The 12,519-nt window shown below is 46.6% G+C and carries 7 protein-coding genes, 11 tRNA genes and 1 rRNA gene; all 19 read right to left on the reverse strand.

The window, feature by feature from the left end:
• Nucleotides 1–9: 9 nt before the first annotated feature.
• Entirely contained in the window at nucleotides 10–1,842 is a 1,833-nt protein-coding gene (gene glmS / locus ACWGOO_RS21695) for a glutamine--fructose-6-phosphate transaminase (isomerizing) (RefSeq protein ID WP_452486769.1), read from the reverse strand.
• Nucleotides 1,843–2,473: 631 nt separating this feature from the next.
• Nucleotides 2,474–3,814 (reverse strand): phosphoglucosamine mutase, encoded by a 1,341-nt coding sequence (gene glmM, locus ACWGOO_RS21700; protein ID WP_452486771.1) that lies wholly within the window; start codon nucleotides 3,812–3,814, stop codon nucleotides 2,474–2,476.
• A 59-nt stretch (nucleotides 3,815–3,873) separates the two neighbouring features.
• A complete protein-coding gene (locus ACWGOO_RS21705) occupies nucleotides 3,874–5,343 on the reverse strand; it encodes a CdaR family protein (RefSeq protein ID WP_452486773.1) in 1,470 nt (489 codons plus the stop codon).
• Nucleotides 5,340–6,173, reverse strand: coding sequence for a diadenylate cyclase CdaA (cdaA, locus tag ACWGOO_RS21710; RefSeq protein ID WP_452486775.1), 834 nt, complete (start codon nucleotides 6,171–6,173; stop codon nucleotides 5,340–5,342). Before cdaA ends, ACWGOO_RS21705 begins: the two co-directional genes overlap by 4 nt.
• Before the next feature lie 213 nt (nucleotides 6,174–6,386).
• Nucleotides 6,387–7,007 (reverse strand): zf-HC2 domain-containing protein, encoded by a 621-nt coding sequence (locus tag ACWGOO_RS21715; protein ID WP_452486777.1) that lies wholly within the window; start codon nucleotides 7,005–7,007, stop codon nucleotides 6,387–6,389.
• A gap of 150 nt (nucleotides 7,008–7,157) precedes the next feature.
• Nucleotides 7,158–7,724 (reverse strand): RNA polymerase sigma factor SigW, encoded by a 567-nt coding sequence (gene sigW, locus ACWGOO_RS21720; protein WP_452486779.1) that lies wholly within the window; start codon nucleotides 7,722–7,724, stop codon nucleotides 7,158–7,160.
• Nucleotides 7,725–7,910: 186 nt separating this feature from the next.
• Complete coding sequence (ppc, locus tag ACWGOO_RS21725; RefSeq protein ID WP_452486781.1) at nucleotides 7,911–10,703, reverse strand: phosphoenolpyruvate carboxylase; 2,793 nt, start codon at nucleotides 10,701–10,703, stop codon at nucleotides 7,911–7,913.
• A 728-nt stretch (nucleotides 10,704–11,431) separates the two neighbouring features.
• A tRNA-Gly gene (locus ACWGOO_RS21730) sits at nucleotides 11,432–11,502 on the reverse strand.
• Nucleotides 11,503–11,511: 9 nt separating this feature from the next.
• Nucleotides 11,512–11,585 (reverse strand) — tRNA-Pro (locus ACWGOO_RS21735).
• Nucleotides 11,586–11,610: 25 nt separating this feature from the next.
• Nucleotides 11,611–11,687: transfer RNA gene (locus ACWGOO_RS21740), tRNA-Arg, on the reverse strand.
• 5 nt (nucleotides 11,688–11,692) lie between these two features.
• Nucleotides 11,693–11,767, reverse strand: a tRNA-Gly gene (locus ACWGOO_RS21745).
• Between the two features lie 10 nt (nucleotides 11,768–11,777).
• Nucleotides 11,778–11,858 (reverse strand) — tRNA-Leu (locus tag ACWGOO_RS21750).
• 11 nt (nucleotides 11,859–11,869) lie between these two features.
• A tRNA-Lys gene (locus ACWGOO_RS21755) sits at nucleotides 11,870–11,945 on the reverse strand.
• 4 nt (nucleotides 11,946–11,949) lie between these two features.
• Nucleotides 11,950–12,024, reverse strand: a tRNA-Gln gene (locus tag ACWGOO_RS21760).
• Between the two features lie 54 nt (nucleotides 12,025–12,078).
• Nucleotides 12,079–12,154, reverse strand: a tRNA-Val gene (locus ACWGOO_RS21765).
• A gap of 11 nt (nucleotides 12,155–12,165) precedes the next feature.
• Nucleotides 12,166–12,237 (reverse strand) — tRNA-Glu (locus tag ACWGOO_RS21770).
• A gap of 8 nt (nucleotides 12,238–12,245) precedes the next feature.
• Nucleotides 12,246–12,318: transfer RNA gene (locus tag ACWGOO_RS21775), tRNA-Thr, on the reverse strand.
• 3 nt (nucleotides 12,319–12,321) lie between these two features.
• Nucleotides 12,322–12,397 (reverse strand) — tRNA-Asn (locus ACWGOO_RS21780).
• A 19-nt stretch (nucleotides 12,398–12,416) separates the two neighbouring features.
• Nucleotides 12,417–12,519: ribosomal RNA gene (rrf, locus tag ACWGOO_RS21785) — 5S ribosomal RNA — on the reverse strand; the annotation flags it as partial.

The raw sequence follows: 12,519 nt of genomic DNA on the forward strand, positions 1-12,519 counted from the left end.
ATACTGCCCTTACTCAACCGTTACACTTTTCGCCAGGTTACGTGGTTTATCCACATCATGACCCAAGGCGAGGGAAGTATAGTAAGCCAACAACTGGAGAGATACAACCGAAATCGCAGCAGACAAGATCGGAAGTGTCTTTGGAATTGCAAATACCTGATCCACGGATTTCAGTAGTTCAACAGCGTGCTCTTCATACGTAATCGCAAGAACATCTGCACCACGTGCCTTCACTTCCTTGATATTGCTCACGGTCTTCTCCAACACGGATTCCTGTGTTACCAAAGCGATAACCGGAATACCGTCTTCGATCAATGCCAACGTACCGTGCTTCAGTTCACCTGCCGCATAAGCCTCGGAATGAATGTAGGAGATTTCCTTGAGCTTCAGGGAACCTTCCTGTACTACAGCATAGTCCTGACTGCGGCCAATAAAGAACAGGTGCTTGTGGCTGGCAATTTGCTCAGCATATGCTTTAATCGCGTCTGCTTTGCCCAGCACTTCTTCTACTTTCTCTGGCAGTGATTCCATAGCAGCCAACACATGAGCTACTTGCTCATCCGTTTGTGTACCACGTACTTGAGCCAGATACAGACCAAACAGGTAAAACGCAATCAACTGCGAAGAATATGCCTTGGTGGAGGCTACGGCAATTTCAGGTCCTGCCAGTGTAGCCAACACATCATCTGCATCGCGGGCAATGGAGCTGCCAACTACGTTTGTAATCGCCAGTACATGAGCGCCGTTCGCTTGTGCTTCACGCAGTGCTGCCAACGTATCAGCAGTTTCACCGGATTGACTCACTACGATTACCAATGTCTCTGGTGTTACGATTGGCGAACGATAGCGATACTCGGAAGCCACGTCGTTTTCCACCGGAATACGAGTCAGGCTTTCAATAACCGTACGACCAATCAAACCAGCATTGTAGGCTGTACCGCAAGCAACGATTTGAATATTGCGAATATTTTTAATTTGTTCTTCTGTCAGCTTCAACTCAGGAAGGACAACTTTTTTAGCTTCTTTGTCGATTCGACCCAACATTGTGTCACGGTAAGCCTTAGGCTGTTCGTGAATTTCTTTCAACATGAAATGCTCATAGCCGCCTTTTTCCGCTGTTACAGCATCCCATTCGACATGAATCATTTCCCGAGAAATAAGTTGGCCTTCCATTGTCATTAATTCGACGGCATCACTGGTCAAAACGGCCATTTCGCCATCGTTCAAAATAAATACATTGCGTGTATATTTAAGAATAGCCGGAATGTCGGAACCGATAAAGTTCTCGCCTTCTCCCACACCGATAACCAGCGGGCTAGCTTGACGAACAGCTACCAGCTTATTAGGCTCGTGCTCTGTCAGCACACCCAGTGCAAAGGCACCGCGCATAAAGGTAATTGCTTTTTGTACCGCTTTGACGATATCCCCTTTATATTCACGCGCAATCAAGTGGGAAATAACTTCCGTGTCCGTTTCGGAAATAAAGGTATGACCTTCGCTGATCAGCTGTTCTTTCAGTTCCAGATAGTTCTCGATAATTCCGTTATGAACCACGGAGAACTTTTGGCTCTCATCCAAATGCGGATGGGAGTTTTCATCTGAAGGCTTACCATGTGTTGCCCAACGTGTATGCCCGATACCTGCATGGCCTACCAGCGGCGCACCATCCAGCTTCGCTTCCAGATTCGCCAGACGACCTTTAGCCTTGGCTACTTTCAGTCCTGAATCTGTAAACACGGCAATACCGGCAGAGTCATAACCGCGGTACTCCAGCTTTTTTAACCCGTCAATCAATACCTCTTGCGTATTCTGATCACCAATATATCCTACAATGCCACACATATTCGTTATCCTCCCGATCATCATTTCACAGGACGAGTCATCACAGACTAACGTGTGCGGTAGATTGCGAAATAAAGTTCATTCATCTATGAAGTTGTCAATGATAACTATAGAAATTACAGGCATCTCTTCACGAATGTAACGAAATTCCCAAACCGCGCACGCCAATGATGATGGCCGCACATTCATGAGATGAATCTTATAATTTAGGTTATAAAATAAGAGCATCTACCGGTGCGTTGTGTAAACAGTTGCCTGCTTATTTTCCGCTGCCGATTTACGGCTCGATGCTTCACCGGAAGGTCCCCGCCGAATGTTTCGAACACCCTCACCTCGTCAGCTCGCTTTGCCGTGAACCCATCTGCAAGCAACATCATCCTAACTGAATGATTTGCTTCACCAACAAGTTCCCCCGCGCAAAATCAAGCTCTGGCGCTTGTATTACGTTACCCTACAACCCTCGTTTTCTCTATTTGAGTTACAGCATCCCTATATTATATTCAGCTCAGCAACATTTAGCAATGACACTTTATTCATATTTGCAAGTTCTGGTAAGTACTCAATTAAAAATAATATCTGCAAACGCGGTCGCCTGCTTACCTTCAACAGGCAACCGACATTTTACAAAATTTTAAACCAATTCTTTTTTTACAACATCTACGATCTGTCCTACAAATTGCTCCAGCTCATCCTTATCCGGTCCTTCAGCCATAACACGAATAAGCGATTCTGTACCAGAAGCACGAACCAATACGCGTCCATTATCACCCAATTGCTGTTCCACTTGCTCAATCGCTTCTGCAATAGCAGGATTGCCCTCGTAATTGCGTTTGTCCTGTACACGCACATTAACCAGCACTTGCGGATACTGCTTCATGAGCGATTTCAGCTCACTCATCTTTTTACCGGATGCTTTCAGGGTATCCACCAGTTGAATTCCGGTCAACATGCCGTCGCCCGTCGTGTTGTAATCGAGGAAAATAACGTGACCAGACTGCTCACCGCCCAGATTAAAGCCGCCCCGGCGCATTTCTTCCATCACATACCGGTCACCAACCGCAGTTTTTGCAGTCTTGAGCGCCAGCTTTTCCGTTGCTTTGTAAAAACCGATATTACTCATCACAGTAGATACAATAGTGCTGTCCTTGAGCTTTCCAGCACGGTTCAGCGCATCCCCACAGATACAAAGGATATAGTCGCCGTCTACCTCTTCCCCATTCTCATCAATCGCGATCAGACGGTCTGCATCGCCGTCAAAGGCCAGACCAATGTCAGCTTTCAAGCGGCGTACTTCCTCTTTCAGCTTCTCAGGGTGGGTTGAACCGCAATGATCGTTAATATTCAGCCCGTTTGGCTCCGCACCGATGGTGTGAACTTCGGCTCCCAATTCCGCAAAAAGCTTCGGTGCCAGCTCATAAGCCGCTCCGTTCGCACAATCCAGTACGATTTTGAGCCCTTCAAAAGAATGGCTAATCGTTGTTTTCAAAAACTCCAGATAATCGTAGCGAGAATGCTCGTCTACAATAACCGTACCTAATCCGCCGCCAATTGGACGAGGCAATTGATCCTCTTTTGCATCCATCAGCTCTTCGATTTTCAGTTCCGTTTCATCTGTCAATTTAAACCCGTCGCCGCCAAAAAACTTAATGCCGTTGTCTTCCACCGGATTGTGGGAAGCCGAGATCATTACACCAGCGTCCGCTTTCAATTGACGTGTAAGATAAGCGACTCCCGGCGTTGAAACGATACCCAGGCGAACCACATTAGCCCCGATAGACAGCAAACCGGCTACAAGCGCCGATTCCAGCATCAGACCGGACACCCGTGTATCCATACCAATAACAACTGTCGGTTTTTCTACATTCCCTGCTAAAACATATCCGCCGCAGCGGCCAATGCTATATGCCAGTTCTGCTGTAAGTTCCTGATTAGCAATGCCTCGTACACCATCTGTACCAAAATATTTCCCCATGTATAATGACTCCCTTTTTTGTCTAATGAACCTTAAATATTTACTACAGATAAATCATGTTATGGCTGACCGCTCTCCGGGGTTCCATTTGCAGAAAAATCTGCGCCGTTATGAGGATTCGTTTTATCCTCCGCAGCCGCATTGTTCCCGGGGTTTGTATCAGAGGAGCCGCTTTGACCGCTCTGGCCCTCCTGTTGCCTCTCCTGCCCCTTATTCCCGCTGCCGGAAAGGGTTGATTCATTCCCGCTGCCCGGATTCATTACAGCCGGCGTTGAAGGGCTCTCAATGTTCACCGTTGCCGTTAGCTGGCTGGCGTTTCCGGATTGCGTAATGTATTTGGGCAGGCCTACCTTCAAAGCAACCCCATGCTGACCTGCTCCCAGACCACTTACGTCTGCGACCAAACTAATATCATCGTTGGTTAAATTGCTTATCATATCCTGCGGCCCCTTCACGGTAACATCCATCGTCTTATCCGCAGGCTTTGTAATAGTCGCAGTCGTCCCGTCTGCTGCCCCCTGCACAACAATCGGAATGCCTGCCAATGTCCGCTCCGCATCGGTCACCTGATTAGATGGCATAACTGTCACCTGAATTTGTATCGAGCCAGGCTCGATTTTATCAGAACCGGCGGGCGCTGCCAAATTAGCTTGAACTGTGTGGGTCCCTGCTTCCGTTAATTGGCTCAGATCGAGTGTAGCCGTAACATAGGAGCTAAGGCTATTCAAAACATCCTGCGAAGCGTAAACGGCCGCTTCTTTTACATTTACATTTACTTTGGAAAGCGCCAAACCGTTCGGCAGCTCCCCGGAATAGACAATTTTCACAGGCACGGACTTCGTTTGCTGGGTCACCGGGATTTCAACAGACACTGTGGAAGGCTCAATGACCGCTCCTGTAAGTTCCTGTCCCTTTTTGTTGTAAGCCTTCAGCTTCACCCGCTTCTGCTCAAACTTCTCCGAGATTCCCTCCGTATCAACAGCCCCCTGCACCGCAGCCACTGTACTCAACTGGCTTTTAGGCAAGGTGACCTTCACCGTTTGAGGGGTAACCACAGGCTCTCCAAGCTGCAAGCCGGTATCCGGTTTCCCCTTAGAAACAATAGAAACATTAAATGATTTCGTTTCCTTTTCCTCAATCGTGACCGTAACACGATTAGGAGTCATAGACACCAATTCCACGCCATTCGGCAGATCCGCTACAAGCGGTAAGGTTTTAGTCCCTGCTCCTAACCCATTCAAATCCAATTGAGCCTGGTAATTATCTGCGAAAAAAGAAGTCAGCACGGAACGCTGTCCTCTAACCTCCATTTTCACATGGTCAGTATCCATTGTAGACAATACATATTTTGACTCATCCAGACCACTGGCCTGAATGCCTACATTATCAATCACTTTATTATTATAAGAAACGGTCAGCGTAGACGAAGGCGTCCCAGTATCCAAATGAACCATTCCCCACAGCAGGACGGCAACCGCGAGTGCCAATATTTTAGAAATCGTATTGTTGTTAATCCATTTGTCCATCATGAATTTCCACGGCCTCCCCTCCGATTCCAGAATGAGCCGCGTTTTTCCTTCAAAGACGGTGTCGGCCGCAACTCCTCATACAGCTTGGATATCAAGGATTCTTCCTTAATATCGCGCACGACCTGTCCATTGATAGCCAAAGAAACTTGCCCTGTCTCCTCTGATACCACCACAGTTACGGCATCCGTTACCTCACTCACCCCAATCGCTGCCCGGTGACGAGTTCCCAGCTCCTTGCTGATAAATGGATTTTCCGACAGTGGTAAGTAACAGGCCGCAGAAGCAATCTGCTTATTTTGAATAATGACCGCACCATCATGCAGAGGCGTATTTGGAATAAATATATTGATCAGCAATTCGGAACTGACCACTGCCTGTGTCTTGATACCGGACTCCGTGTATTCGTTTAGCCCCGTTTCGCGTTCAAATACGACCAAGGCCCCAATTTTTCTACGTGATAAATAGTTCAGCGCCTTAATCATTTCCCCGATTAACTTGTTTATCTCCTCATCATCCGCAGAAGAACGCCCAAACAGCTTGCCTCGCCCCAGTTGTTCCAGAGCACGACGCAATTCAGGCTGAAAAATAATGAAAATAGCTACCACACCAAAGGTGAACATCTGGTTCATCAGCCACTTGAGCGTATACAGATCAAACCACGTGCTAAATGCCCAAATGACGACCAGGAACAAAATTCCTTTTAGCAATTGAACTGCACGCGTTCCGCGAACAAGTAAAATAAGCTGATACATAATATAGGTTACGATCAGGATGTCGATAATATCTTTAATGGACTCTTTCCAAGTCAGGTCCGCGAAATAATCCAACATGCGCATGCCCCCGCAATTTTCTGAGTGAGTGTTAATATGTACACAGTATGCTCTCTCTATCTAGGTTATAACGATAAGGCCCGCGTTGCAAGCCGCACGACAAAAAAACAACTAAAATCAGTAAAATAAAGTACAAATCGCCAGCTTCATTCATATACAAAAAAGGCGCCTTTTCAGGCGCTCGATATCATTCTTGCCAGTTCAAGCTTCTTTTTATGGAGAGGACGTCCCCCCGAACAAATCAGTAACTTTATACCAGATCCAGTCCAAGGTTTGATCAATACTTTTGACCTGTCCTGCAATATGCGCTGTGGACGCTTGATAGTAGGAACCATCAATCACAGTTACATTCCCTTCCACATCGCCATATACCCGAGCCTTGCCATTTTGGACGGTCAAATCTCCAGCAATGGATTTACCTTCAGGCACGATCACGGTATCCCCTTGAATAACAACCTGATCCAGATCGCTTCCTTTGACTACCAATTGATGGTCTGTGGTCGAAAAGCTGGCCATACTTGAGCATATAATAACAAGAAAGAAAGCAGCGGCCGTAACAGCCGGATGCCTATTCACCCAAGTCAGCATGGGCACCATTGGCGATCTTCTATGCAGCGGCAAAGCATTCATAATGCGAAGTGTCAGCTCATCCGATACACACGGCACTTGATGCCGTGTACCATAAAGCATCGCATCCGTCCGCTCCAGCTCTTTAAAACGCATGCGGCATTCCGGGCAGGTGAACAAGTGATGCTCTAATTCCTGTTTGTCCTGCTCGGACAGGTCGCCATCCAGATAGTCATGCATAAAAGAGACGGCTTGTTTGCAATCCATATGAGCCAATCCTTTCTAATATTCTTCCGTGTTTCTCTACATAACATGCCTCGGCTTAGAAACTTTGCTCACTTTACATACGCTACAACGAGCAATATGTTTCATAAAAAACATCTGTGCGCACACTTTCCAAGATCCTGAACACATGATTTACAGCTTGTGCTCCAATTTTTTGCGTAGAAAATCCCGGCCCCTGTGAACCCTTGTCTTAATGGTAGTGACCGGAAGATTAAGCACATCGCTAATTTCCTGTAAGGAAAGCTCCTGCAAGTAACGCAAAACCATAATCGTCCTGTATTTGTCTGGAAGGCTGTCAATGGCATCATGAATTAAGGATTGTGTCTCGGACAACAGTGTATGCCCTTCAGGCGTAAGCTCTTCGCTGGCAAGCATAGCATACCCATCCACACCTTCCTGCTCATTCATCTCAGCATCCAGTGAGTATGTAGGCTTTCTCCTTCGCAGACGATCGATGCACAGATTCGTCGCAATCCGGTAAATCCAGGTTGAAAATTTCTGCCCATGATCGTATTTTTCCAAATTACGATATACACGCAAAAAAGTTTCCTGCACCAGATCCTCCGCCTCATGACGATTACCCAGCATCCGATAGGAAAGATGAAAAATCCGATCTTTATATAACTCGACTAACTCCGCAAAAGCTCGCTGATCCCCTTTTTGCACCAGCCTAACCAAGCGGCTTTCCATATTATCCACTCTCTACTCCCCCAGACTTGCTGATGGGTTACTCAATACATTGTTATGATAATTCATCGTAGTTCAATTTTATCGAAAAATCAACTGTAGCGTTGACACCAATAGGGATCTTGCTCCGTCATAACAGACAGCATAATCGGGCACCCATAAGCGCCCGATTGTCTGTATCCATGCCGCCAAGCTGTATCAACCCGTGTTTCTCAGCCCTGCGGCGATTCCGTTAATGGTTAACAGCACCTCACGCAGCAGTTCCGCATCGTCCCCGTTCTGGTCACGCAGTTCGCGTAGCTCACTAAGCAATTGAACCTGCAAGTAGCTTAACGGATCGACATAAGGATTACGCAATCGGATGGACTCCTGAATTACCGGCACATCGTCCAGAATTTCCGATTGTCCTGTTATTTTCAAAATCAGCTCGGACGTCAGCTTGAATTCCGCTGAAATTTGTCCGAAAATGCGCTGGCGAGCCTCTTCATTATTGGACATCCCCGCATATTCCTCTGCAATCAGCAAATCCGCCTTCGCAATAGCCATTTGCAGTGTATCAATAAGAGACCGGAAGAAAGCTGATTCCTTGAACATCGTTTGCAGCACCTTGAGGTTATCCTCATTGTTCTGATAGAAGCTTTGGAGCCCTGTTCCAGCCGCGTACCAAGCAGGCAGCAAGTAACGGCTTTGCGTCCATGCAAAAACCCATGGAATAGCGCGCAAGTCCTCAAAACGTTCACTGTTCTTACGTTTGGATGGACGAGAGCCGATTTTCAGCTCACCCACCTCAGGCAATGGCGTTGATTCCTTGAAGAAAGCGAAGAAATCCGGGTCGCGGAAAATCAAATCCTGATACTTCTCCAGCGATACCTCGGAAATACGGGCAATGATCTCCTCCCAGCTCTCCTCAAACACCTCCTTCTTACCGGAACGGTTATACGCAACTGCGGTAATCAGAGCTGACGTTGCCTGCTCCAGGCTTCGATAAGCGATGCCCTTGAGCGAGTATCTGGATGAGAGTACCTCACCCTGCTCTGTAATCTTGATTCCGCCTCCGATCGTATGAGGAGGTTGGGCCAAAATGCTACGGTTAAGCGGCATTCCCCCGCGTCCCAGTGCTCCCCCGCGTCCATGGAAGAACTTCACTTTTACGCCGAACTCGTTAGCCACTTCCGTAATGCTATTCATCGCAACCCGAAGCTCCCAGTTCGCAGTAACCACACCGCCGTCCTTGTTACTATCTGAATATCCCAACATGATCTCTTGGAGCTGATCCATTGCTGCCACAGATTGGCGATATACAGGCAAGTTCAGCAGCCTTTTCATAATACTAGGGGCAGCATGCAGATCGCCTATCGTTTCAAACAGAGGGACGGATTGCAGTGTACATACGACTGTGCCATCTTTCTCGATACGGAACAGACCCACTTCTTTAGACAGCACCATAACTTCCAGCAAGTCGCTTGCTCCCTGAGTCATACTGATCAAGTAGCTTGTAATGGATCGCTTGCCGAATTCCTCCTGAGCCAGATAAATCGTACGATATACATCAAGACATTCCTGAGTGCTGTCGCTATATTTCAAATATGGCGACGTAATCGGACGAGGCTCGTTCAGCAGTCTTTCCAGCAGGTCTATTTTTTCTTCCTCAGGCAGTTTCCCATAATCCGCAACGATATTCATTTTAGAGAGGATTTCAGTCATTGCATTTTCATGCTCCTGACTATGCTGACGTACATCCAGCGTAGCTGTATGGAAACCGAACAGCTCTACCTGACGAATCATCTTCTGAATATAAGTATCTGCCACATAATCCGCAAAATGATGACGCAAGCTGTCGTCAATAACGTTCAGATCCGCAATAAGCTCTTCAGCAGAGCTATAACGTTCCTTCGTGCCCTGCTTGCTTTCATCCAGGATATTATTCACCTTGGCTATCATGTAGGCCAGCTTGATACGGTAAGGCTCTTTTTCGTTATGCCACACTTCCATCTTTTTAAGCGTAATATGAGTCCGGTCTTCCTCAATAGAAGCCAGCAAATCATCAGAGACACGTATAATGCTAGTGCTAAAGCTCAGATAACCCATAAATTCCTTCAGTGTGTGCTGATACTCTCTCAAAGCCAGCTTACGCTGCATACGTAACGTTTCCCAAGTAACATGAGCCGTAACAGACGGGTTGCCGTCCCGGTCCCCACCGATCCAGGAGCCAAATCTCAAATAGGTTGGAATATGCCATTTCTGCTCAGAGTAATATTTGCCTAAACATCGTTCCAATTCTTGGTATACGTCCGGCAGCACATGAAACAAAGTCTCATGAAAATAATACATCCCGTTTCTAACTTCATCTAACACAGTTGGTTTACGATCGCGCAGTTCATCTGTCTGCCATAGTGTAATCACTTCATTCAGCAGATTTTCCCGCACCTGTTCCCGCTCTCGCAAGGTAAGCATAGGATTATCCAACAGCATGACGTCCTCGGAAATGCGCTTGTGAATGTCCAAAATCACCCGTCGCGTGGCTTCTGTAGGATGTGCGGTCATAACCAACTCCAGAGAAAGCTCCTCCAGCAGACTGCTAACGTCCTCAGCCGAAAATCCATCCTGTTTAAGCTCCTGAACAGAACTTTCAATTGAACCACGTTGAACATCTTTACCAGCAAAGTGCTCATAGTCCCGTTTGCGGCGGATACGATGATTTTGCTCAGCAATATTCACTAACTGAAAATAAATCGCAAACGCGCGAATAACCTGGTGACGAATGTCCGTATCCAGTCCACTAACGATTTGTTTGAAATCCTCATACAACTCCGGCTGATACCCCGCACGTAACGATTTACTTATCTCACGTATCTTTTCCACGATATCCAAAAGTTCGTTACCACCCTGATGAACCAAAACCTCACCAAGAATATTCCCCAGAAAACGAACGTCCCGCCGTAGTAGATTATTGGATTGGTTTTTGTTAGCGGTTAACGTAAGCTCAGTCATGCTTTTCCCCCCATCTGATCTGTTCACACCAAATACAGCTTTGTTACAAAGGTACGTATACACGCAAAATTTGAAACTTTCTTAACATCATACAATAAAAACGCGTGAAATGCTGCAAAATTTACAGAAAAAAGTCATGCTTTTGAAATACTTTTTTTGGGAATATACTGGATTTTTATACACAAAAAATGAAATTTAAATCACTTTTATGTTTTAGAGAATCATGAAACTTTATGCACAGGTGTTGTAAACAGTGTGATTTCCAAAACAAAAATTCATGCATCATTATGTGCATATGTTTATTATTTGTTGACAAAGTGAACCACAATAAGCTTCTATCCACAAAGATATACACAAAACAGTCAAATTCCAATATTTCAGAGCTGTTTTTTCATCCATACTGAGCTATACCCACATAAATAGAAAGCATTGTGCAAACTAAATACAGCAGCCTTGGAGTTATCACCATGGATCCGGATCGTTAACGGTCATAGGATTCCTATATTGAAGGGGATTTGATCACGAAATTAGCCTTGCTACAGGAGAAAGAGATTCATTAGAGGGGAATTTTGGATCAGGGTGTTAAAGTAACGAGCTCCTATGTACAATATCACGAGTCATCCCGAACTGTGCATGACAGGAGATTTCCGCAGTAACCTATACACAGAAAAAGTTCATGTAATGTGGACAAAATAAAAAGAAGCCTCTCGGCTTCTAGGTAATCAGTAAGCGGGTGATGGGAATCGAACCCACGCTATCAGCTTGGAAGGCTGAAGTTCTACCATTGAACTACACCCGCAAATTAGTATCGGGATGACACGATTTGAACATGCGACCCCCTGGTCCCAAACCAGGTGCTCTACCAAGCTGAGCTACATCCCGACATATAATTTTTTTAAAAAAAAAATGGCGCGCCCTGAGAGATTCGAACTCCCGGCCTTTTGATTCGTAGTCAAACGCTCTATCCAGCTGAGCTAAGGGCGCAAATATGGAGCGGACGACGGGAATCGAACCCGCGACCCTCGCCTTGGCAAGGCGATGCTCTACCGCTGAGCCACGTCCGCAAAAACAAGATGCGCGTGGAGGGACTTGAACCCCCACGTCAAAGACGCTAGATCCTAAGTCTAGTGCGTCTGCCAATTCCGCCACACGCGCATGTAATAAAATGGTGAGCCATGAAGGATTCGAACCTTCGACACCCTGATTAAAAGTCAGGTGCTCTACCAACTGAGCTAATGGCTCTTAATGGCTGGGGATATAGGATTTGAACCTATGCATGACGGAGTCAAAGTCCGTTGCCTTACCGCTTGGCTAATCCCCAATATGCATATGATTCACAATTCCCAATATTTCAACCAGGTAAGAGGATGAAATATGGTGGAGGCTGAGGGGATCGAACCCCCGACCCTCTGCTTGTAAGGCAGATGCTCTCCCAGCTGAGCTAAGCCTCCATACTACCCTATGACCCGTAGGGGAATCGAACCCCTGTTACCTCCGTGAAAGGGAGGTGTCTTAACCGCTTGACCAACGGGCCATAACACAAGCTCTCAACCGGGTTCGAACCGGTGACCTCATCCTTACCATGGATGCACTCTACCTGCTGAGCTATGAGAGCAAATGGCTCCCCGAACAGGACTCGAACCTGTGACAACTCGATTAACAGTCGAGTGCTCTACCAACTGAGCTATCAGGGAATAGTAATCATAAGGATTTGCTTGGCGACGTCCTACTCTCCCAGGACCCTGCGGTCCAAGTACCATCGGCGCTGGAGGGCTTAACGGTCGTGTTCGGGATGGGTACGTGTGGAACCCCTCCG

This window comes from Paenibacillus sp. NPDC055715 (genome assembly GCF_053617595.1).

Bases quoted from the DNA above. Each gene is read 5' to 3' on its own strand.
- cdaA (WP_452486775.1), bottom strand. From the start codon at position 6,173: ATGTTGGATTATTTCGCGGACCTGACTTGGAAAGAGTCCATTAAAGAT.
- ppc (WP_452486781.1), bottom strand. From the start codon at position 10,703: ATGACTGAGCTTACGTTAACCGCTAACAAAAACCAATCCAATAATCTA.
- ACWGOO_RS21705 (WP_452486773.1), bottom strand. From the start codon at position 5,343: ATGATGGACAAATGGATTAACAACAATACGATTTCTAAAATATTGGCA.
- glmS (WP_452486769.1), bottom strand. From the start codon at position 1,842: ATGTGTGGCATTGTAGGATATATTGGTGATCAGAATACGCAAGAGGTA.
- ACWGOO_RS21715 (WP_452486777.1), bottom strand. From the start codon at position 7,007: ATGGATTGCAAACAAGCCGTCTCTTTTATGCATGACTATCTGGATGGC.
- glmM (WP_452486771.1), bottom strand. From the start codon at position 3,814: ATGGGGAAATATTTTGGTACAGATGGTGTACGAGGCATTGCTAATCAG.